Origin of the sequence: Stappia indica (assembly GCF_009789575.1) — a bacterium.
GTDB classification, from domain to species: Bacteria; Pseudomonadota; Alphaproteobacteria; order Rhizobiales; family Stappiaceae; genus Stappia; species Stappia indica_A.
This window is the reverse complement of record NZ_CP046908.1, coordinates 688,824-708,630: the sequence shown is the minus strand read 5'-3', so window position 1 is coordinate 708,630 and position 19,807 is coordinate 688,824. Positions and strand designations below refer to the sequence as shown.

Here is a 19,807-nt window from a genome sequence, read left to right as displayed (position 1 = left end):
TCGTTGTTACGACGAGAGATGGACAAAAATCGTCGGACTTTCTATATTCAGAAGTCCGTAATGCTTCAGCAAAAGTCCGAAATATGGCTATTTCGACCGCCGATCCCCTTGCCAGCGTTGTGGCGCTGCTCAAACCGGAACCCTCGATCGCGAAGCTGGTCAGTGGCGGCGGCCGCTGGCGCGTCGAGCGCACGAATATGGCCAACCCGTTCTATTGCGCCATGTCGATGGGCACATGCCTGCTGACCATTCGGGACCGTGCGCCGCTTGTCCTTGAACCGGGGGATTTCGTGCTGGTGCCGGAAGTCTTCGATTTCACGATGTCGAGCATCACTCCGCCGCCAAGCGGCGCCTCGCATTTGCCGCTGGAGATCGGTCCAGGCATGTTCCGCCTGGGCGAACAGGGCGCACCGACCGATGTGCAGTGCCTGGTGGGCCACTGCAGCTTTGCCTCGCCTGACCGGGAACTGCTCGTTTCGCTCCTGCCGGCGGTCATCCATGCGCGCGCGCAGGGACGCTTGATCGCGCTCGTTCAGATGATCCAGGAAGAGACGCAAAGCGATCGGGCGGCGCGCGACATGGTTCTCGGGCGGCTTTTGGAACTGTTGCTGGTCGAGGCTTTGCGCTCCGCCGAAAGCACGACTGTGGAACCCGGTTTGCTCCGAGGCCTTGCCGATCCCCAACTGGCCCTGGCGTTGCGGCAGATCCATGCAGACCCCGGCGCAAGCCTGTCTGTTCAAGGCCTGGCCTCTGCGGCGGGCATGTCGCGCTCCACCTTCTTCGACCGCTTTCGCGGCGAGGTCGGATCAGCGCCCATGGAATATGTCGCGGCCTGGCGGATGGCAGTCGCCAAGGACATGCTGGTGAGGGGCAATATCGCGATTGCCGAGCTCGCGCGGCGTGTCGGCTACGGTTCGGTGAGTTCTTTCAGCATGGCCTTTTCGCGGCATGTCGGAACATCGCCCGGCGCTTTCGCTGCGAGACTGCGGGCCGCATGAGGCGCAATCGCGCGGTTCTCAGCGTCGCCTGGTGGCGAGACGGTGATCGGCGGCAATATCGCGCTGTAGAGGGAAATTGGCGTTGTGTGGCGGGGCCTTGCGAGCTTATGCGAGGTCCCGACTGGAGCGAAGCCCGAAGGGCGGCAGCGCGAAGTCAGAAAGTGGCGGAGAGTTCGGTAAGACGTTTCGAGCTCGGAGCCAGGAGCGCAAGCGCGCGACCGCCTGTAAGGGCGCCCCCGCGGAGGCGCGGAGCGCAGCGAAACTGCCGTGAGCGAAAGGATGGCGGAGAGGAAGGGATTCGAACCCTCGATACCGTCTCCGGTATACTCCCTTAGCAGGGGAGCGCCTTCGACCACTCGGCCACCTCTCCGTGGCGACCTTTTCAAGGATTTGCGAGCGTTTGGCAATAGGCCGATCTGCAGTTTCCAGCAGCAATTTGCACAACGCGCGGGAACAGGCGGGATTCGCGGGCTGAAAGGCCCTTTTTGCGCGTCCCTTTTGCGGGCTCCCGGCGCGGGCTAACGGTGCGGGCTAACGGGCGGCCGATGCCTTGGTCACTCCGCCGAACCGCCCGGCGGGCTCATGGCCTCGCGCTGGGCGGCCCATGTCAACAGGGCATCGAGCGCCGGGCACAGGGCCTGCCCCCACTCCGTCAGGCAGTATTCCACCTTCGGCGGCACCTGATGGTGCACGATGCGGCGGACGATGCCGTCGCCTTCCATCTGGCGAAGCTGCTGGATCAGCATCTTCTGCGAGACGGCCGGGATCGCCCGCTCGAGGTCGGAAAACCGCATGACGTTGCCGCCGAACAGGTGGAACAGGATGATCAGCTTCCACCGGCCCTCCAGCAGCTTCAGCACGTTTTCAACGCCTTCGGCGGCCGTCTCCCGCGTGTAGTGCACGGGCTTACTTTCAGGTAAGTACCTTACTTTTTCGTCGGTTCTTGTCATTTGGTCAGGCTAGGGCAATCTCAGGGTCGAGACAACGCAAATCGGAGATCCTGCCATGCCCGTTTCCCTGCCAGCCCCCATCGCGGCCTATTTCGCCGCCGACCAGGGCGATGGCGATGCCGTCGCCCGCTGCTTTACTGAGGACGCGGTCGTCACGGACGAGCGCCAGACCCATACGGGCCGGGAGGCCATCCGCCGATGGAAGACGGAAGCCTCCGGCAAGTTCAGCTACACGACCGAGCCTTTCGCGGTGGACGAGGCGGCGGGCGCCATCGTCGTCCGCGCGCATGTTGCGGGAAACTTCCCCGGCAGCCCGGTCGATCTGCGCTACGCCTTCGTGCTGGAGGGCGAGCAGATTGCCCAGCTGGAGATCACCGCATGAGCTTCGATCTCGGCCTTGAGGGCAAGCGCGCGCTCGTGACGGGCGGCACCAAGGGCATCGGCGCGGCGGTGGTGGCACGGCTGCGCGATGCCGGCGCGCGCGTGGTGACGACAGCCCGCAGCATTCCCGCCGATCCAGCGGAGGGCGTCCATTTCGTCGCCGCGGACCTGACCACGCCGGAGGGCTGCGCCGCGGCCGCCGCCGGCGTTCTCGATCACCTCGGCGGCGTCGACATCGTCGTGCATGTGGTCGGCGGGTCGTCGGCGCCGGGCGGCGGCTTCGCCGCGCTGGACGATGCGCAGTGGTCCCGGGAGCTCGACTGGAACCTGATGTCGGCGGTGCGGCTCGACCGTGCGCTCGTGCCCGGCATGATCGCGCAAGGGTCCGGCGCGGTCGTGCACATCACCTCGATCCAGAACCGCTTGCCGCTTCCCGACTCCACCACCGCCTATGCCGCCGCCAAGGCGGCCCTCTCCACCTACAGCAAGAGCCTTTCCAAGGAGGTGGCGCGGCACGGGGTGCGGGTGGTGCGGGTGTCGCCGGGCTGGGTGGAGACGGAGGCGGCGGCCGCGATGGCCGAGCGCCTGGCCGAGCAGGCCGGCACCGACTACGAGGGCGGCAAGAAGATCGTCATGGACGCGCTCGGCGGCATCCCGCTCGGCCGTCCGGCAAGGCCGGCGGAGGTCGCCGACCTGGTGGCCTTCGTCGCCTCCCCGCGCGCAGGCGCGGTGACCGGCACGGAGTTCGTCATCGACGGCGGCACGGTGCCCACCGTCTAGCGGGCAGGAGGCCGGAAAGCCGCTTGCTGCAGAATGGACTTCGAATTGGCCGAAAAGGGGTCTAGGTCGTGAACTCATAATTCTGGCGAGAAACGGTCTGCGCGAACCTGATCGGATACAAGGAGCAAGTCCGCAGGAAACCGTCCGGTTTTCAAGGTCTTGCGACGCTGTTGCCGGCAGGTTCGCCCAGACCCGAAGGGCGTCGGCCCGACTTCGATCTGCGGCGTCGGATCGCTCGGCCGGGGGACCTGCCCCGGCCATCACGCTCCTCCTGGCATATCATTGCCGGGCCAGACGCCGTTTCCGGCACAATTATGAGTTCACGACCTAGTGCTTTCGCGCTTTCACAAGGGAGCGCAGGGCGAGCAGCAAAAACACGGCCGCGATGATGCCCCAAAGCTGTCCGCCGCTGGTGAGGTTGCTGCCGTCCTCAGTGCGGCAGCTCGAGGCCGACGCCTCGATGCAGTCTCGCCAGCGCCAGAAGCGCTCGTAGTAGAGATAGGCGAAGGCCGCGCTGGCCAGAAACAGGCAAACGGTTTTCATGCCGCGATATTGCCCGGCTGGGTGGCGGAGTAAACCGCCCGCTGGCGCGCGCCTCCGCCACCAATCACGCCCGTGACTAGCGCCGGGCGGTTTCGACCAGCTGGGCGAGGTGGCCGGGAAAGTCGGTTGCCTCTCCGCCGGCGTTGATCGTCTCGAAATAGTCGTGCCAGTCCGATTGCGCGATGCCGTCAATGAGCGCACCGAGCGCCGCGTCGTCCGGGCAGCGCCACACCGCAAAGAATGTCTGCGGCGCGGCGTGCGCCTTGGTCCGGTCGACCTTGCCGAGCGCGAGAGCCTCCACGCCGAGGGCCGACAAGGCCGGCATGGCGGAGCCGATGGCGGCGAAGAACTGCTGGCGTTCGGTCTCGGTCAGCGCCAGCCAGGCGGGCTTCGGCGTGTAGAGTTCGGCGAGATAGTGGGTCACGATGGATTGCGTCCGTTTCTGTGTCAGGGGGCAGGGGAAATCGAGCGAAGGGCGCGCTTGCAGATGCGCGCCGTCTCCTGTGTCGGGCTTTCGGCGGACCAGCGGGCGCACAGGGCCTTGACCCAGTCGGGCCGGTCCTTGCCGGCATCGTTCAGCCAGTTGCCGACCGAGTTCTGCACATAGGCGGCGGGGTCCGCGCGAAGCGGCTCGAGAACCGGAAGCGCCAGCTCGGGCTCTGCCCGGAGCGCGCCGATATGGGCGCACCACACGCCGCGCGGCCGGATCGCTTCCGATGCGAAACGGCGGAGACGCTCGGAAGGGGCCGCGGTCCATTCTCCGAGCAGCGCGATGGCGCTGGCAAGGTCTGCGGCCAGATGCGGGCGAACCGCCATCCAGGACCACTCCCGCACGCCGAAATGCGGGTCGTCCGCATAGGGGAGGATGGCCGCGAGCCTTTCGGCAAGCGGCATCTCGGCCGCGCCGATCACGAAGCAGGCCCAGCCGCGCGCGGTGTCCGACCGATGGTGTGCAAGTCGGTTGAGGGCGGCAGAGCCGAGCTCTTCCCCGATCACGCGCGCCGCGAGCGACATGCGCTTCGAGATGCCCGTCGCGGCGCCGCGCTCCATTTCACCGAGCGCGTCCGCTCCGATCTCCGGCAGGACATGGCGCATCAAGACGGCGAAATCGACCGCCAGACATTCGGTCAGCGTTGCGGCTTCGATCTCGCCGGCATTGAGGCGGGCGAGGCGATCCGGATCGATGTCCTTGATGCCGCGCCCGGTGGCCTTTACCGCGCTCATGTGCGCGCGTCCTTCTCCGGGCCAGCCTTGCGCGCGTTGGCTTCCAGGTTTTGCCAGATGCGTTGCAGCAGCGCGTTCAGCGTCTTGCGGTCGTCATCGGTGAAGCCCTGGAACAGCGACGCGACCCAGTCGGCATGTTCGGTGAACAGGTCGCGGGCGGTCTCGCGTCCGAGCCGTGTCAGCGAGACGGCGATCTTGCGCCGGTCGTCGAGACCGCTGCGCCGGACGATGAACCCGTCGCGTTCCAGGCCGTCGAGAAGCCCGGTGATCGTCGCCCGCGTCACGCCCGCATGTTCGGCCAGTTCATGCGGCGACAGCCCGTCGGGCTTGTCGTGCAGGAGGAACAGCAGCACGAACTTGCCTTCGGACAGGCGGTGCCGCGCGAGGCGCACGGCACAATCGCGGTCGATGGCACCGGTCAGCGCCAACAGTTCGAAACACGCACGGATGTTGTGCGTGGGCGCGACCGCCCGGCGCTCTGCTTCCTCCAGCAGCGCCAGGTGTTTTTGTTCCAGCATCTTTGTCATGTGGCGGCTGATAATATGGCGCCTAATCAATGTCAAGCGCCATGGATCGAGAGGGCCTCGGCCTTTAGGAAAGCCGGCGGAGGTGGCCGATCTCGCGGCCTTCGTCATCGACGGCGGGACGGGGAATGGCGAAGAGACTGCCTTCGGCTTTGCGCGCTCTGCTGCGCTCCGGCTTATGCAAAAAATAACAGCGTGAAATAGCCCATCCAAACAAGCATGCCTGCTGTTTTGAGCATGAACAACGGAGTTGGATCTTCGGTTTCTGTTTCAGAGCGACCATAGCGAAAGTGATACTGGAAAAACGTCCGCTTTCCGTATTTTGCTTTAAACCTTCTGAAGTCGATAAATATTAATACGATTGCGGCAAGGAAAATTATAAAAATCTTTAATAAAAATACAAAAATATTAATGTATATCATTAAATATATCTCGATGAGTCTGGGTTAAATTTGTCATGGATGCGGCATAATCGATCGTTTTCTAGCTCGGAAACTTCCTCTCAAGCTTTGCATGAGCTTCGCTGCGCGCCAGTTTAGCCCAGAAAGTACATTGAAAAAACAAGAAACCAAACGGCAACAAGAGTTGTTTTGGCCGCATGTTGAAGAGGAGGGTCTTCAGCTTCCATTTCAGCACGAGCCAGGCGAAGGCTGTACTGAAAGAATGTTCTTTTCCCATACCTCTTTTTATATCTCCTGAAATCGAGAAGTATCATCAGGATCGCACCGAAGAGAGTGATGATCACTTTGAGAAAGAAAGAGGCGACATCAAAGAATATCATTGCAAGATCGTTCATGGCGCCTATTTTTGTTTTATCCTCGGCGCGGCGCGTGACAGCAGGCGCAAGATTACCGTATCCGCCTTGCCATCCCCCGCCGCCGTTGGCGCCGGCGGGGGTTGTCGTCATGTCAGGCCGGGCGGTGGATGGCGCAGAGCTTGTTGCCGTCCGGGTCGCGCACATAGCCGAGATGGAGCGTGCCCGTGGGGCCGTTGCGCGGGCCGGGCGCGCCTTCGACCGAGGTGCCGCCATGGGCCACCGCGACGTCGTGGAACTCCTGCACCTGTTCCGGCGAATTGCACTTGAAGCCGATGGTGCCGCCGTTGGCGGGCACCGCCTCCTGGCCGTCGACCGGCTCGGTGACGGCGAAGGTGCTGCCGTCGTGGCGGTAGAACAGGCGGGTCTGGCCCGAGGCGTTCTGGTTGCGCACCGGCTCGCCGGCGCCCAAGAGCCCCAGCACCGCGTCGTAGAAGCGCTTGGCGCGCTCGATGTCGTTGGTTCCCACCATCACATGGCTGAGCATGTCTTCCTCCCTCACTGGTTCACTTGCGAAAAACCGGCCGGGCCCGTCGTCGGTCCGGCCGGCATGCGGCGGGCGGGCCGTCCTTACAGGACGACCAGCAGCGTCCCGATGATAACGCCGGTGATGACCAGGTGGATCAGGCAGAAGCCCATGATGTCCTTGGCCTTCAACCCGGCGATGCCGAGCATGGGCAGGGCCCAGAACGGTTGCAGCAGGTTGGTCCAGGCATCGCCCCAGGCGACCGCCATGGCAACGCGGGCGATATCGGCGCCGAGCGCCTCGGCCGCCGGCAGCATCACCGGCGCCTGCACCGCCCACTGGCCGCCGCCCGAGGGCACGAACAGGTTGACGATGCCGGCGCTGATGAAGGTCCAGAAGGGCAGGGTGGCGGCGGAGGAGATCGAGACGAACCACTCCGACATGCTCTGCGCCAGGCCCGACTGGGTCATGATCGCCATGATGCCCGCATAGAACGGGAACTGGATGACGATGCCGGCGCCGCCCTTCACCGCTTCCTGCAGCGCATCGAGCAGGTTGCGGGCGGTGCCGTGCAGCACGATGCCCAGCATCAGGAACAGGAAGTTGACGATGTTGAGGTTCAGCCCGGCGCCGCGCACGAAGAAGTAGTGCGCCAGGAAGACGAGGCCGGCAAGGCCGACCACCCACATCAGCAACCGGCTGTTTTCCAAGTGCTCGGCCGGGCGGGTCGGCACGAACGTCTCGCGCTCGTCGTCGCCCAGCTGTTCGCGCGTGACATAGACGCTTTCGTCCTCGCGCGGCACCATCAGCCAGTTCACCAGCGGAATGACCACGAACAGGATGGCGACGATGATCAGGTTGAAGCTGGCGAAGATCGTCTCGCCGGTGCCGATGACGCCGATCTGCGCCTCGGTGAAGTGGCCGGCCGTGGCGATGGTCAGCGGGATCGAGCCGGCAAGGCCGCCGTGCCAGATCACGAAGCCGGAATAGGCGGCGGCGATCAGCAGGCGGTAGTCGACGCGGATCTGGCGTGCAAGCTCGCGGGCGAACAGCGCGCCGACGACGAGGCCGAAGCCCCAGTTGACCCAGGACGCGATGAGCGAGACCACCGAGACCAGCACGATGGCGGAGCCGGGCGAGCCGGCGAGGCCGGCCAGCAGCGCCAGGAACTTCTTCACCGGCGGCGAAGAGGCGAGGATGTAGCCGGTCACCAGGATCAGCAGCATCTGCATGGAGAACGAAAGAAGGCCCCAGAACCCGTCGCCCCACATCTGGACGACGGCCATCGGGCCGGCACCCTCGAACAGCATGGCGGCCGCGGCCGCGACGATGGTCAGCAGCAGCACGAAGATGAAAGGATCGGGCAGATAGCGATCCATCAGAACGACGGCGGGACGTGAAAGCGCACGCAACATGACAGCCTCCCATTTTTTCTTCCGGCTCTCGCAGGGCCGATTCCCGCCCCTGCAACCGTAAGGCGATGGGGCGCGAGAACGCTGGGGGTGTCAAGTCTCGGGAAGGCCGATTGCAGGTTGTCGTAGCGTCAGGATTTGCCTGTGCGAACAAGGAGGCCGGCGGGAGCGCGCGCCCCCGCCGGCCGGATGTGGTTGTCCTGGCTTGCGCGATCAGGGCAGGCGCTGGTCGTAGTCCTGCTTGAGCGCTGTGAAGGCGTCCCAGAAGGGCGCGGGCTTGCTGCCCTCGACCAGGGCCACCAGCACGCCGAGATGGGCATGCCAGCCGGCGCTGACGCCGAGCAGCGAGGCCCGGTCGGGCAGACGGGCATGGACGATGGTGAGCAGCGTGCCCTCGCCGCGCGGGGCCAGGGTGAAGGTCACGTTGCTGGCCGTGCCCCAGGTGATGGAGAAGCTGCGCGGCGGATCGGCGGCGATCACCCGGCAGGTCATGCGGTTCTCGTCGCCGATGTTCTCGGGCCGGGTTCCGGGCGGGTCGGTCAGCTCGTCGTTGCGCCAGACGAGCTCGCATTCTGCGCCGGGCACCAGGGTCATCTCGCCGGCGGCCAGCCACTTGCGGCGCAGCTCGCTGTCGGTGAGCCAGGCCCAGACCCGCTCGGGCGCGGCGGGCAGCACGCGGCGGATTTCCAGCGTGTCGGGGGCGGTCAGCGTGCCATGGGCATCGGGTTTTTCCATCACGGTCATGTCTTGTCTCCTTCCTTGGGGGCAGTCTTCCTGTTGGCGTTTTCCTCGCGCAACAGGGCGTCGAGCACATCGAGACGGTCGGTCCAGAAGCGTTCGTAGAAGCCGAGCCAGTCGTGGGCGCTGGCCAGCGGCCCCGGTTCCAGCCGGCAGGTATGGGTGCGCCAGCGCACCTCGCGGCGGATCAGGCCGGCCTTTTCCAGCACCTTGACGTGCTTGGAGGCCGCCGCCAGTGACATGTCGAAGGGCTCGGCAAGCTGGCTGACGCTGCGTTCGCCCTCGGTGAGGGCGCGGAGCATCTGCCGGCGGGTGGCATCGCCGAGGGCGTGGAAGATGGCGTCGAGCCGGTGTGCTTCTTGTTCAACCATGCGGTTGAATAAATACCTCGCAGTGGCATGAGTCAACCGAAAAGTTGAATGATGAGGCGAGGGGGGGCGCCGCGGCCTGCGGCGCCGGTGCACTTGCCTTGGCCGGCCAAGGTCTGCGATACCTGTCGCTTGCAAGGGGATCCGCCTCGCCGCGGATCGACAGCCTGTGGATGTTGAGCGGTATCTGCGATGAAACTGGCCTACACGACTTCCCCCGGACGCGGCGACATGGACCTCGTGCTGGCCCGCGTCGCCGAGCGGCTCGAGGGGCGGGGCCTGCGGGTGCTCGGCGTCGTGCAGATCAATTCCGCCTGCGAGGGCGACCGGCCTTGCGACATGGACGTCAAGCTGCTGCCGCACGGCCCCTTGATCCGCATCTCGCAGTCGCTGGGAACGCAGTCGCGCGGCTGCCGGCTCGATCCGCAGGGGCTGGAGCAGGCGGTCGGCGAGACCGCCGCCCGGCTGGCCGGCGGGGGCGATGTGCTGATGGTCAACAAGTTCGGCAAGCAGGAGGCCGAGGGCAGGGGCTTTCGCGATGTGATCGCCGAGGCGCTGGCCGCCGACATGACGGTCATCGTCGGCGTCAACGGGCTCAACCTGCCGGCCTTCCTGGAGTTCTGCGGCGACATGGCGACCCGGCTTCCCGCCGAGGTCGAGGCGATCGCCGGCTGGGCCGAGACCGCGCTCTCAGCCGTCGCCGAAGACGCGTAAGGGCGCCTGTCCCGGCCGGCCTTTTGCGGCCTTAAGCGGCCGCCCCCAGATGCAGCACGGCCTCACCGACACAGATCATCGCGCCGGCGCCGTTGGCGATTGTGAGGCGGACCAGCAGCTCCGTTTCTCCCTCCGCAAGGGGGCGCCGCCGCGCGACGCGCCCGCCGATGGAGATGCCGTCGCCCACCGCCAGCGGCTTCACGAAGCGGCATTGCAGGCCGGCGATGCGTGCGTGCGGCAGCCAGCCGCGAACCGCGCCCTCGAGGCGGCCCATGATCAGCATGCCGTGGACGATGGCGCCGGGCAGGCCGGCTGCGCGTGCGGCCGCCTCATCCAGGTGGATCGGGTTGTGGTCGCCGGAGGCCTCGGCATAGGCGGCAACGTCGTCCGGCCCGAGGATCGCGAGCTTCGTGTCGGCAAAGCGGTGGCCGACGGCGAGCACGGTCATGGCGCGCCCTCGCGGTTTTCGAACAGCACGATCTCGGCGCGGAATTCCTGCAAGGGTGTGCCGTCCGCCGCGCCTTGCAGGTCCTGCACCCGTCCGCGCAGGGTCAGCCGGTCGGCGCGCTCCTCATGGCGCTTCCAGTCGACGAGGACGGTGTAGTGCCGGTCCGCCTCCAGCTCGCCGTTGTAGACGAAGTCCTGCGCCTGGTGGACCAGCACGGCGGAACGTTCGCTTGCCAGCCCCGCCAGCGTTTCCATGACGCTTGGATGGGAGAAGACGGTGAAGGCATAGGTTGCCGGCACGGGCTCTTCAGGGGCACTGAGTGCTGCGGCGAAGGCCCTGACCTGCGCGCGCGCCGTCGACAGGTCGAGGGCGGCGATGGTCGTCCACTGCGCCGCGCTCACCGCCCTAGACCTTTCGGATCGCGACGGTGGCGTTGATGCCGCCGAAGGCGAAGGAGTTGCTGAGCGCCGCATCGATCTGCCGGGCCTGTGCGGTGTTCGCCACCGGATCGGCAAGGCATTTGGGGTCGGGCCCCAGCCAGTTGATGGTCGGCGGTGCGATGCCGCTGCGCAGCGCCTCGACGGTGATCACCAGCTCGATGGCGCCGGCCGCTCCCAGCGCATGGCCGTGGATCGGCTTGGTCGAGGAGACCGCGAGCCCCTCCACATGGGCGCCGAAGACCTGGCGCAGCGCCTCGCTTTCGGCAATGTCGTTGAGTACCGTCCCGGTGCCGTGGGCGTTGACATAGCCGATGTCCTGCGGCGCCAGCCCCGCATCGGCCAGCGCCCCGGCAATGGCCGTGGCCGGGCCCTCGACGGTCGGGCGCAGCAGGTCGGCCGCATCGCTGGTAGTGCCGTAGCCGACGAGTTCGGCAAGCGGCGTCGCCCCGCGCTTCAACGCGTGGTCCAGCTCCTCGATCACCAGCACCGCGGCGCCTTCGCCGAGCACCATGCCGTTGCGCTTTTCGGAGAAGGGACGGCAGGCCTCCGGCGCCATCACCCGCAAGGCCTCCCAGGCGCGGAAGCTCGCCGGCGTCAGCAGCGCCTCGCTGCCGCCGACCAGCATCGTGTCGGCGAGCCCGGCGCGGATCATCTGCAATCCGTAGCCGACCGACTGGGTGCCGGAGGCGCAGGCGCTGGAAATGGCGAGCGAGGGGCCGCGCGCGCCGTAGCGGATGCTGATCTGCGAGGCGGCGGCGTTCGGCATCACCTTGGCGATGGCCAGAAGGTCGGGCCGGGCGTCGTGGACGTAGAAATTGTAGTGGCCGTCGTCGGAGGTCCAGGCGCCGCCGATACCCGATCCGATGATCGTCCCGCAGCGCGCGCCCAGCGGGCCTTGCGTGTCGAGGCCGGCCTGCCGCAGCGCCTCGTCGGCGGCCACCAGCGCCAGCTGGGCGAATCGGTCGGTGGTCTTGAGCTCCTGCTCGCTGAGATGCGCCGAGGGCTCGAAGCCGGTGATATGGGCGGAGCGGGAGACGCGCTGGCGCGGATAGCGCGCAAAGCGCAATTCGCCGACGCCGCTGCGCCCGTCGCGCGCAGCCTCCCACAGGGCCTGCACGCCGGTGCCGGCCGCCGTGATGGCTCCCATTCCAGTGATGACGACGCGCCGGTTTGCGCTGGTCACTCGGCGCCTTCTTTCATTCGTGCTGCAAGCACTTGCAGGAAATCGCCCAGCGTTCGGGCGTCGGCCAGATCGCCGTCGACGGGAATGTAGACGCCGAATTCTTCCTCGACCGCCATCAGGATGACGACCATGTCGGCCGACTGGATGCCGAGATCCTCGAATGTGGCATCGACGGCCAGCTTCTCGCGCTCGACCATGCCCTCCTTCGCGACCAGATCGAGCAGCCGCTCGATCGTTGCGGCATCCATCCCCTCTGCCGTCAGTACCATCTCAGCCCCGTTCCTGCGGATTTCAGCGTGTTTTATGAGTGTCATAAGGGTTAAGCCGGTTCTGTTCCAGCATCAAGTCGCTCGGGAATCGGAACTAATACGGAGGCTGTTCCGGCGTTTCCACGTCTTGTGCGGCTTGCGGACGGGCAAGGGCTCCACTATTCACGTCCTGCCCTCGGGTCGTGGCGGCCGCCGCGACGCAAGGGCAGGGAACAGGGCAAGACGGCAGGCGCGCATGAGACAGTCTTCGCACACGGCCACGGACGGCGGCACGCCGGCCTCCGACAGGGCGCCGCTCCTTGCCCGCCTCACGGGTCTTGCGGCCGGCCTGCCGGTGGTCCTGGTGCCCGCTTCCGCCATCTACATGATGGTCTGGGCCCGCTGGACCTTCTACGAGCGCCATCCCGACTATGTCCAGCAGAGCGCGCCGACGGTCAGCCGGGCGATCACCGATCCCTATATCGGCGATCCCTTCGCGGCGGCGATCCTCGGCGTTGCCATCGTCATCGCGCTGGCGATCCTGCCGATCTCCTACGCCTTTTACGGGGCGATCTCGGCGCGTGCCGGCCACATGCCGAAGGTCGCGGCGAGCCTGCGCCGGATGATGGCGGTGTTCCTGGTGATGCAGGTGCTGGGCACCTCGGGCATGGTCATCTGCACGCAGGTCACCTTCCGCCACAACCACGACCTGCACATGCTGGGCAGCTACCTGTTCTTCGTGTTCCAGGCGCTGTCGATCCTGATGAGCGGGATCATCACCACGCGGCTGCTGCGCCTGCCGGACACGGGCCGGCCGAGCTATCTTTGTCTCGGCTCGCGCTATACGCGCCTGCGCCGCACCCTTGCCTTCGTCACCGCCGGTCTCGCCGGGCTCTATGTGGCGCTGTTCCTGGTCAAGGGGCTGGACCTGCCGGTCACCGAATACACGATCTACTACATCTACACGGTGCAGGAGATCGTCACGATCTCGGCCTACATCACGCAGGTGATGCTCTACGCGCCGGAGATCTACCGCATCGCGCGCAATCTTGCCGCCTCGGGCACCTGGCGCCTGGAGGGCGCCGCGGCCGCCGCCTGACTTTCCCGCGCCCCTGACTTCCAGCGTCTTGGCGTCCGCCGCGGGGGTCTTCAGCGCCGCGCGTCGTCCGCCTCGGCGACGAGCGCCTCGGTGCGCTCCTCCACCTGCTGCTCCAGCCGCTCCATGAACGGACCGGACGCGAGCCCTGCCGGGATTGTCGGCAGGAACTCGATGATGATGCGGCCGGGAAACTTCCACGCGCTGTTGCGCGGCCAGAACACGCCGGAATTCAGCGCCACCGGCACGCACGGCACCTGCAGCGCCCGGTAGAGCGCGGCAACGCCGGGGCGATAGGTCGGGGCGGACAGCGGCGTGCTGCGCGTGCCTTCGGGAAAGATCACCACCTGCCGGCCTTCCGCGACCCGCTGCTTGGCCTGGCGGATCAGGCTCATCAGGGCGCTGGCGCCGGCCGAGCGGTCGATGGCGATATGGCCGAGCCGCCACATGCCCCAGCCGGCGACCGGGATCAGCGTCAGCTCGCGCTTCAGCACGAAGGCCGGGTCCTTCAGGATCACTTGCAGCGCCAGCGTCTCGAAGGCCGACTGGTGCTTGGCGGCGATCAGGCACGGCCCGTCCGGCAGGTGCTCGCGCCCGCGCACCTCGTAAGCAAGCCCGACGGTCAGCCGCAGCAGGCCCAGCCAGCCATGCACCACGATGCGCGCGACGACCCGCGTCACGGCTCGCGGCAGGATCATGAAGAGGCAGGCCGGCGCCAGCAGCACAAGGGAGGCGATCACCAAGCCCTGGAAGACCAGCGAGCGCAGCACCACGAGGGCGCTCGCCCGCGGCGGCGTCCAGTCGGCCCCGGCGGGCATCGGTGTGCCGTCTGTGGCCATGGATCAGCCCCGGTCCTGCGGCGCGCCGATGGCAAGGCTGAGCCGCGCCACGCCCTCGATCTCGCCCTCCAGCCGGTCGCCCGGCTTCAGCGCGGCAACGCCGGCCGGCGTTCCGGTGAAGATCAGGTCGCCCGGCCTCAGCTCCACCGAGGCGCTGCAGATCGCGACGATATCGGCGACCGGCCAGATCTGGTCGGCCAGGTCGCCCTGCTGGCGGATCTCGCCGTTCACCGACAGGGAAATACGCCCGCTCTTCGGGTGGCCGATGCGGCTTGCCGGCACCAGCGGCGAACAGGGGGCGGACCGGTCGAAGGCCTTGCCCCAGTCCCAGGGGCGGCCGAGGTCCTTGGCCTGCTGCTGCAGGTCGCGGCGCGTCAGGTCGATGCCGATGCCGTAGCCCCAGATGTGGTTTTCCGCATCCTCCGGCGCGATGTCGCGCCCGCCGCGGCCGATGGCGACCACCAGCTCCACCTCGTGATGCAGGTCCTGCGTCAGCGGCGGATAGGGGAGGGTGCCGCCGGCATCGCACACCGCGTCCGCCGGCTTGGTGAAGAAGAACGGCGGCTCCCGGTCCGGGTCCTTGCCCATCTCGCGGGCATGGGCGGCATAGTTGCGCCCGACGCAGAAGACCCGGCGGATGGGGAAGCGCGCATCCGTTCCCTCGACGGCGACATCGGCCGCGGCAGGAGGCGCAATCACATGGTCGGTCACGGAAAATCTCCTGCGGATGGAACGGTGCGGGACGGCCGGCGGGCCCTTGTTTACGCCCTCGGCCTTGCCCGGTCCAGAGGGGGCGGAAGAGGGGACGGAAGAGGGGACGGCGCTTGCGCATGCCTCGCCCGGCGGCCACCATGATGGCGATTGTCTTTGATTTTTTGCAATGCAACAATGGCGGGCAACACTGATGGACGGCACGAGCGAAGACGGAACCTGCGGGAGCAGACCATGACGGGGCGTATCATTTCTGTCGCGCAGCAAAAGGGCGGCTCGGGCAAGACGACGCTGGCGGCGCATCTTGCGGTGGCGCTGGCCGCGCGCGGCGCCTTTCCGGTCGCCGTGGTCGACATCGATCCGCAAGGCTCGCTCGGCACCTGGTACGAGGCCCGCGAGGGCTCGCTCGGCGACGGGACGACCGGCCTGACCTTCCGCACCTCCAGCGGCTGGGGCGCCCGGCGCGAGGCGCGCTCGCTCGCCCGCGACCATGGCCTCGTCATCCTCGACACGCCGCCCAAGACCGATTCCGACGTGCGCCCGGCCATCGAGGCCGCCGACCTCGTGCTGGTGCCGATGCAGCCGACGCAGGTCGACCTGTGGGCCACCGGCCAGACGGTCGACATCGCCAGGCGTGAGGGCACCGACTCGCTCGTCGTGCTGAACCGCGTGCCGCCGCGCGCCGCGCTGACGGCCGAGGTGATGGGGCTGATCGGCGAGAACGGCTTCACCGTCGCCTCCGCCCGGCTCGGCAACCGTACGGCCTTCGCCGCCTCGATGGGCGAGGGGCTGACGATCCTGGAGACGGAGCCGCGCGGCAAGGGCGCGGACGAGGCGCGCCTGCTGGCCGAAGAGGTCGCGCGGCTGCTCGGCCTGGAGTTTTAGGGAGCTCAGTCCCTGTCCGAGCTGTCCTGCGCGCTGTCGATCACGGCCAGCGCCTCAGCGCCCGTGACCCGGTCGGACAGGGCCAGGAAGTCGCCATAGTGATTGAGCGCGGCGCTCAGCTGCCTGTCGTAGATCGCCTTCGGCACTTCTTCCGCGCCGAACTGGGCCAGGTGCTCGGTGACGAACTGCGCGTCGAGCAGGTGGTAGCCGCCGGCGATCAGCCGCGCCACCAGATGGCTCAGCGCCACCTTGGAGGCATCGCGCTCGCGGGCGAACATGCTCTCGCCGAAGAAGGCGCCGCCCAGCGACACGCCGTAGAGCCCGCCGACCAGCTCGCCGCCGCGCCAGGCTTCCACCGTATGGCAGTAGCCCATGTCGTAGAGCGCGCCGTAGAGGCGGCGGATCTCGCGGTTGATCCAGGTCTTGCGGCGGCCGTCCGCCGGGGCGGCGCAGCCGTCGATCACGCCCTGGAAGTCGTGGTCGACGCGGATCTCGAACACGTCCTGGCGCAGGGTGCGGCGCAGGCGGCGGGGGATGTGGAAGCTCTCGAGCGGCAGGACGCCGCGATGCTCCGGCTCGATCCAGAAGAGGTTGGGATCCTCGGCCGACTCGGCCATGGGAAAGATGCCGCAGGCATAGGCCTTGAGCAGCACCTGCGGCGTGATGACCAGCGGATCGTGGGTGTTCCCGGCCATGGCTGCCCTTCCTGGCAGGCTCGTCAAACGCGCGCCTGCAAACTTCGGGAGACGGCGCCGGCTCGCGGCGCCGTCCGTCCCGTCAGTCGTCGTCCGACTTGGCGGCGAGATACTTCTCGAGCCAGTGGATGTCGTACATGCCGTTGGCGATGTCCTGGTTGTCGACCAGGTCGCGGAACAGCGGGATCGTCGACTGGATGCCGTCGACGACGAACTCGTCGAGGCAGCGCCGCAGCCGCATCATGCACTCCACCCGGTTGCGGCCGTGCACGATCAGCTTGCCGATCAGGCTGTCGTAGTGCGGCGGGATCCGGTAGCCCTGATAGACGCCGGAATCGACGCGCACGCCCAGGCCCCCCGGCGGGTGATAGTAGCTGATCTGGCCGGGCGAGGGCGCGAAGGTGCGCGGGTTCTCGGCATTGATGCGGCATTCGATGGCATGGCCCTCGAACAGCACGTCCTCCTGGCGCAGCGTCAGCTCGGCGCCCGAGGCGATGCGGATCTGCTCGTTGACCAGGTCGATGCCGGTGATCATCTCCGTCACCGGATGCTCCACCTGCAGGCGGGTGTTCATCTCGATGAAGTAGAACTTGCCGTCCTCGTAGAGGAACTCGATCGTGCCGACGCCGCGGTATTTCAGCTTGCGCATGGCAGTGGCGACGATCTCGCCGATCTCCTTGCGCTGCGCCGCGTTCAGCGCCGGGGAGGGAGCCTCCTCCCAGACCTTCTGGTGGCGGCGCTGCAGCGAGCAGTCGCGCTCGCCCAGATGGATGGCATTGCCCCGGCCGTCGCCCAGCACCTGGATCTCGATGTGGCGCGGCTTGCCGAGATACTTCTCCATGTAGAGCGCATCGTCGCCGAAGGCGGCCTTGGCTTCCGAACGGGCCGTCGACAGCGCGGTGTCGAGGTCCTTTTCGGTGAGCGCCACCTTCATGCCGCGTCCGCCGCCGCCGGCAGCGGCCTTGACCAGCACCGGATAGCCGATCTCGCGGGCGATCGCATGGGCATCGTCGCTCGGCGTCACCGCGCCGTCGGAGCCGGGAACCACCGGGATGCCGAGGTCGCGCGCCGTCTGCTTGGCGGCGATCTTGTCGCCCATGATGCGGATATGCTCGGCCGTCGGCCCGATGAAGGCGATGTTGTGCGCCTCCAGGATCTCGGCGAAGCGGGAGTTTTCCGACAGGAAGCCGTAGCCGGGATGCACCGCGTCGGCGCCGGTGATCTCGCAGGCGGCCAGCAGCTGCGGGATGTTGAGGTAGCTGTCGCGCGCGGCCGGCGGGCCGATGCAGACGCTCTCGTCGGCAAGGCGCACATGCATGGCATCGGCATCGGCGGTCGAGTGCACGGCCACCGTCTGGATGCCAAGCTCCTTGCACGCGCGCAGCACGCGCAGCGCGATCTCGCCCCGGTTGGCGATCAGGATCTTGGAGAACATGGGCTCGGTCCCCGTCACTCGATGACGACGAGGGGCTCGCCGTACTCCACGGGCTGGCCGTCTTCGACGAAGATCGCCGTCACCCGTCCGGCGCGCGGCGCCGCGATCTGGTTCATGGTCTTCATGGCTTCGACGATCAGCAGCGTGTCGCCGGCGGCAACCGTGTCGCCGATCTCGACGAAGGTGCGCGCGCCCGGCTCCGGCGAGCGGTAGGCGGTGCCGACCATCGGCGAGGTCACGGCGCCCGGATGGTTGGCGGCCTCGGCGGGGGCGACCGGCGCCGGTGCGGCGACGGCGGGAGCTGCGGCGCGGCCGATGGAGACCGGCGCCTCGACGGTGACCTGACGGGCGACGCGGACGCGGAAATCGTCCCGCTCGAGCTCGATCTCGGTCAGGTTGGTCTCGTCGAGCAGTGCCGCGAGCTGGCGAATCAGGTCCTGGTCGAGCTGGTTTTTCTTTTCCGACATGGGCTTGTCTTGATCTTTTCGTGGTTGTTAAGGCGCGCCTGTGCGCCCGCAGGTCATGGCCTGATGACGGTCGACAGCGCTTCCAGCGCCAGCCGGTAGCCCGTCGGGCCGAAACCGCAGATCACGCCGAGCGCGACCGGCGAAACGTAGGAGTGGTGGCGGAACGCCTCGCGGGCGTGGACGTTCGTCAGATGGACCTCGACGGTCGGGATCTGCGCTGCCCGGATCGCGTCGTGAAGCGCCACCGAGGTGTGGGTATAGGCCGCCGGATTGATCACCAGGCCCTGGGCGACGTCGCCCGCTTCCTGGATCCAGTCGACCAGCACGCCCTCGTGGTTGGACTGGCGGAACTCGATGTCGAGATCGAGATCCTCGCCGACATCGCGGCACAGCCGCTCGATATCGGCCAGCGTCGCCGTTCCGTAGGTGGAAGGCTCCCGGGTCCCGAGCCGGTTGAGGTTCGGTCCGTTGAGGACGTAGATCGAGGCGGACATGCAATCCTCTTCAAGGGTCCCGGCGGCGAACCTGCTGGTGTCGAAAGTCCGGTCCAGAAGCCCGACAAGGGGCAACGCGGCGCACCCTCGCGCCGCGTCGCGACATCCCGCCTCTTATAGGCACTCGCGCGGATGAGGAAAAGACCTGATCTTCCCGCTTTGCTCACCCCGCGCGCCCGTCGCCGGCGGCCTCAGCAGGTCGCCTGGCCGCAATTGCGCATGGCCGAGATCTTGCCCTTGAGCTGGTCGTAGCCGACCGCGCCCATCACCACCTCGTCGCCGATCACATAGGACGGGGTGCCGGTCAGGCCGAGCCGGTTGGCGAGCATGTAGACCTCCTCGATGGCGGTGTTCACCTCGCTCTTGCCCAGCGTCTCCTCGACCTTGGCCGTGTCGATGCCCGCGGTCTTGGCCGCGGCCAGCGCCGCCGCCTTGTTGGCCTGGCCGCGCAGGCCCATCAACTCGCGGTGGAAGTCGTGATACTTCTCCGGCGCGACGATGTTGACCGCAACGGCGACCTGCGCCGCCTCGACCGAGCCCTGGCCCAGCACCGGGAATTCCTTCAGGACGATGCGCAGCTTGTCGTCCTCTTCCAGCAGCCGCTCCATGTCGGCCATGGCCCGCTTGCAGTAGCCGCAATTGTAGTCGAAGAACTCGACCAGCGTGACGTCGCCCTCGCGGTTGCCGAGCTCCACCTGACGGGTGGACTCGAACAGGATGTCGGCGACGCTCGACAGCGCGTCCGAGCGGGCCTTGCTGGCGGCGGCGAGCTCGCGGCGCTCCAGCTCCTCCAGCGCCTCGCGGATCACTTCCGGGTTCTTGACCAGGTACTCGCGTACGATGGTCTCGACGTCGCCGCGCTGCAGCGGCGTGTCCTGGGCAAGCGCCATCGGCGACAGGAAGAGCGCCAGCATCGCGGCGGCGGCCAGTACGAGTTTCTTCATTCGGATCTCC

Annotated in this window: 27 protein-coding genes and 1 tRNA gene; 6 read left to right on the top strand and 22 right to left on the bottom strand. The window is 67.2% G+C overall.

Annotation, left to right across the window (positions count from 1 at the left end):
- Nucleotides 1-83 precede the first annotated feature (83 nt).
- Entirely contained in the window at nucleotides 84-998 is a 915-nt protein-coding gene (locus GH266_RS03265) for a helix-turn-helix domain-containing protein (RefSeq protein ID WP_158192613.1), read from the top strand.
- Between the two features lie 280 nt (nucleotides 999-1,278).
- Here GH266_RS03265 and GH266_RS03260 read toward each other — a convergent pair.
- Both GH266_RS03260 and GH266_RS03255 read right to left on the bottom strand, forming a co-directional pair.
- Nucleotides 1,279-1,368, bottom strand: a tRNA-Ser gene (locus tag GH266_RS03260).
- A 184-nt stretch (nucleotides 1,369-1,552) separates the two neighbouring features.
- A complete protein-coding gene (locus GH266_RS03255) occupies nucleotides 1,553-1,948 on the bottom strand; it encodes a winged helix-turn-helix transcriptional regulator (RefSeq protein WP_158192612.1) in 396 nt (131 codons plus the stop codon).
- Nucleotides 1,949-2,003: 55 nt separating this feature from the next.
- Between GH266_RS03255 and GH266_RS03250 the strand changes: the two genes are divergently transcribed.
- Together GH266_RS03250 and GH266_RS03245 are read left to right on the top strand one after the other, a co-directional pair.
- Complete coding sequence (locus GH266_RS03250) at nucleotides 2,004-2,330, top strand: nuclear transport factor 2 family protein (protein WP_158192611.1); 327 nt, start codon at nucleotides 2,004-2,006, stop codon at nucleotides 2,328-2,330.
- Nucleotides 2,327-3,109, top strand: coding sequence for an SDR family oxidoreductase (locus GH266_RS03245; protein WP_158192610.1), 783 nt, complete (start codon nucleotides 2,327-2,329; stop codon nucleotides 3,107-3,109). The genes GH266_RS03250 and GH266_RS03245 overlap by 4 nt, the downstream gene beginning before the upstream one ends.
- Nucleotides 3,110-3,436: 327 nt before the next feature.
- On the opposite strand, the gene GH266_RS03240 is transcribed toward GH266_RS03245, so the two are convergent.
- The 9 genes from GH266_RS03240 to GH266_RS03200 form a co-directional block, all read right to left on the bottom strand.
- Complete coding sequence (locus tag GH266_RS03240; RefSeq protein ID WP_158192609.1) at nucleotides 3,437-3,652, bottom strand: hypothetical protein; 216 nt, start codon at nucleotides 3,650-3,652, stop codon at nucleotides 3,437-3,439.
- Between the two features lie 76 nt (nucleotides 3,653-3,728).
- Nucleotides 3,729-4,076 carry a DUF6616 family protein gene (locus GH266_RS03235; protein WP_158192608.1) on the bottom strand — a complete coding sequence of 116 codons (348 nt, stop codon included), beginning with the start codon at nucleotides 4,074-4,076 and terminating at the stop codon, nucleotides 3,729-3,731.
- A 23-nt stretch (nucleotides 4,077-4,099) separates the two neighbouring features.
- Nucleotides 4,100-4,876, bottom strand: a complete 777-nt coding sequence (locus GH266_RS03230; RefSeq protein ID WP_158192607.1) for a DNA alkylation repair protein — start codon at nucleotides 4,874-4,876, stop codon at nucleotides 4,100-4,102.
- The gene (locus tag GH266_RS03225; protein WP_158192606.1) at nucleotides 4,873-5,403 is read right to left on the bottom strand and encodes a MarR family winged helix-turn-helix transcriptional regulator; all 531 of its coding nucleotides are present in this window, start codon (nucleotides 5,401-5,403) and stop codon (nucleotides 4,873-4,875) included. Before GH266_RS03225 ends, GH266_RS03230 begins: the two co-directional genes overlap by 4 nt.
- A 532-nt stretch (nucleotides 5,404-5,935) precedes the next feature.
- Entirely contained in the window at nucleotides 5,936-6,307 is a 372-nt protein-coding gene (locus tag GH266_RS03220; RefSeq protein WP_158192605.1) for a hypothetical protein, read from the bottom strand.
- Nucleotide 6,308: 1 nt separating this feature from the next.
- Nucleotides 6,309-6,701 carry a VOC family protein gene (locus GH266_RS03215; protein WP_158192604.1) on the bottom strand — a complete coding sequence of 131 codons (393 nt, stop codon included), beginning with the start codon at nucleotides 6,699-6,701 and terminating at the stop codon, nucleotides 6,309-6,311.
- A gap of 83 nt (nucleotides 6,702-6,784) precedes the next feature.
- Complete coding sequence (locus tag GH266_RS03210; RefSeq protein WP_158192603.1) at nucleotides 6,785-8,095, bottom strand: short-chain fatty acid transporter; 1,311 nt, start codon at nucleotides 8,093-8,095, stop codon at nucleotides 6,785-6,787.
- A gap of 210 nt (nucleotides 8,096-8,305) precedes the next feature.
- On the bottom strand, nucleotides 8,306-8,836 hold the full coding sequence (locus tag GH266_RS03205; protein WP_158192602.1) for an SRPBCC family protein: 531 nt from the start codon (nucleotides 8,834-8,836) through the stop codon (nucleotides 8,306-8,308).
- The gene (locus GH266_RS03200) at nucleotides 8,833-9,201 is read right to left on the bottom strand and encodes an ArsR/SmtB family transcription factor (RefSeq protein ID WP_158192601.1); all 369 of its coding nucleotides are present in this window, start codon (nucleotides 9,199-9,201) and stop codon (nucleotides 8,833-8,835) included. Before GH266_RS03200 ends, GH266_RS03205 begins: the two co-directional genes overlap by 4 nt.
- 189 nt (nucleotides 9,202-9,390) lie before the next feature.
- Here GH266_RS03200 and GH266_RS03195 point away from each other — a divergent pair, with 189 nt between their 5' ends.
- Entirely contained in the window at nucleotides 9,391-9,912 is a 522-nt protein-coding gene (locus GH266_RS03195) for a DUF2478 domain-containing protein (RefSeq protein ID WP_158192600.1), read from the top strand.
- 31 nt (nucleotides 9,913-9,943) lie between these two features.
- On the opposite strand, the gene GH266_RS03190 is transcribed toward GH266_RS03195, so the two are convergent.
- Genes GH266_RS03190 through GH266_RS03175 form a run of 4 tightly spaced genes read right to left on the bottom strand, consistent with a single transcriptional unit; the run spans nucleotide 9,944 to nucleotide 12,252 of the window.
- The gene (locus GH266_RS03190; protein WP_158192599.1) at nucleotides 9,944-10,360 is read right to left on the bottom strand and encodes a MaoC family dehydratase; all 417 of its coding nucleotides are present in this window, start codon (nucleotides 10,358-10,360) and stop codon (nucleotides 9,944-9,946) included.
- A complete protein-coding gene (locus tag GH266_RS03185; protein ID WP_158192598.1) occupies nucleotides 10,357-10,761 on the bottom strand; it encodes a hypothetical protein in 405 nt (134 codons plus the stop codon). Before GH266_RS03185 ends, GH266_RS03190 begins: the two co-directional genes overlap by 4 nt.
- Before the next feature lie 4 nt (nucleotides 10,762-10,765).
- A complete protein-coding gene (locus tag GH266_RS03180) occupies nucleotides 10,766-11,983 on the bottom strand; it encodes a beta-ketoacyl-[acyl-carrier-protein] synthase family protein (protein ID WP_199270431.1) in 1,218 nt (405 codons plus the stop codon).
- The gene (locus GH266_RS03175; protein ID WP_158192597.1) at nucleotides 11,980-12,252 is read right to left on the bottom strand and encodes an acyl carrier protein; all 273 of its coding nucleotides are present in this window, start codon (nucleotides 12,250-12,252) and stop codon (nucleotides 11,980-11,982) included. Before GH266_RS03175 ends, GH266_RS03180 begins: the two co-directional genes overlap by 4 nt.
- Nucleotides 12,253-12,487: 235 nt before the next feature.
- On the opposite strand from GH266_RS03175, the gene GH266_RS03170 reads away from it, so the two are divergent.
- The gene (locus GH266_RS03170; RefSeq protein WP_158192596.1) at nucleotides 12,488-13,330 is read left to right on the top strand and encodes a Frag1/DRAM/Sfk1 family protein; all 843 of its coding nucleotides are present in this window, start codon (nucleotides 12,488-12,490) and stop codon (nucleotides 13,328-13,330) included.
- A 50-nt stretch (nucleotides 13,331-13,380) separates the two neighbouring features.
- Here the strand turns inward: GH266_RS03170 and GH266_RS03165 are convergent, their stop codons facing one another.
- Nucleotides 13,381-14,166 carry a lysophospholipid acyltransferase family protein gene (locus tag GH266_RS03165; protein WP_158192595.1) on the bottom strand — a complete coding sequence of 262 codons (786 nt, stop codon included), beginning with the start codon at nucleotides 14,164-14,166 and terminating at the stop codon, nucleotides 13,381-13,383.
- Between the two features lie 3 nt (nucleotides 14,167-14,169).
- A complete protein-coding gene (locus tag GH266_RS03160) occupies nucleotides 14,170-14,877 on the bottom strand; it encodes a fumarylacetoacetate hydrolase family protein (RefSeq protein ID WP_244953769.1) in 708 nt (235 codons plus the stop codon).
- A gap of 234 nt (nucleotides 14,878-15,111) precedes the next feature.
- Here GH266_RS03160 and parA point away from each other — a divergent pair, with 234 nt between their 5' ends.
- On the top strand, nucleotides 15,112-15,762 hold the full coding sequence (gene parA, locus GH266_RS03155; protein WP_158192593.1) for a ParA family partition ATPase: 651 nt from the start codon (nucleotides 15,112-15,114) through the stop codon (nucleotides 15,760-15,762).
- 5 nt (nucleotides 15,763-15,767) lie between these two features.
- On the opposite strand, the gene aat is transcribed toward parA, so the two are convergent.
- The 5 genes from aat to GH266_RS03130 form a co-directional block, all read right to left on the bottom strand.
- The gene (aat, locus tag GH266_RS03150; protein WP_158192592.1) at nucleotides 15,768-16,457 is read right to left on the bottom strand and encodes a leucyl/phenylalanyl-tRNA--protein transferase; all 690 of its coding nucleotides are present in this window, start codon (nucleotides 16,455-16,457) and stop codon (nucleotides 15,768-15,770) included.
- 82 nt (nucleotides 16,458-16,539) lie between these two features.
- A complete protein-coding gene (gene accC / locus GH266_RS03145) occupies nucleotides 16,540-17,892 on the bottom strand; it encodes an acetyl-CoA carboxylase biotin carboxylase subunit (RefSeq protein ID WP_158192591.1) in 1,353 nt (450 codons plus the stop codon).
- A gap of 14 nt (nucleotides 17,893-17,906) precedes the next feature.
- Nucleotides 17,907-18,359 carry an acetyl-CoA carboxylase biotin carboxyl carrier protein gene (gene accB / locus GH266_RS03140; protein WP_158192590.1) on the bottom strand — a complete coding sequence of 151 codons (453 nt, stop codon included), beginning with the start codon at nucleotides 18,357-18,359 and terminating at the stop codon, nucleotides 17,907-17,909.
- Nucleotides 18,360-18,412: 53 nt separating this feature from the next.
- A complete protein-coding gene (gene aroQ / locus GH266_RS03135) occupies nucleotides 18,413-18,853 on the bottom strand; it encodes a type II 3-dehydroquinate dehydratase (protein ID WP_158192589.1) in 441 nt (146 codons plus the stop codon).
- A gap of 191 nt (nucleotides 18,854-19,044) precedes the next feature.
- The gene (locus GH266_RS03130; protein WP_158192588.1) at nucleotides 19,045-19,797 is read right to left on the bottom strand and encodes a DsbA family protein; all 753 of its coding nucleotides are present in this window, start codon (nucleotides 19,795-19,797) and stop codon (nucleotides 19,045-19,047) included.
- Between the last annotated feature and the right edge of the window lie 10 nt (nucleotides 19,798-19,807).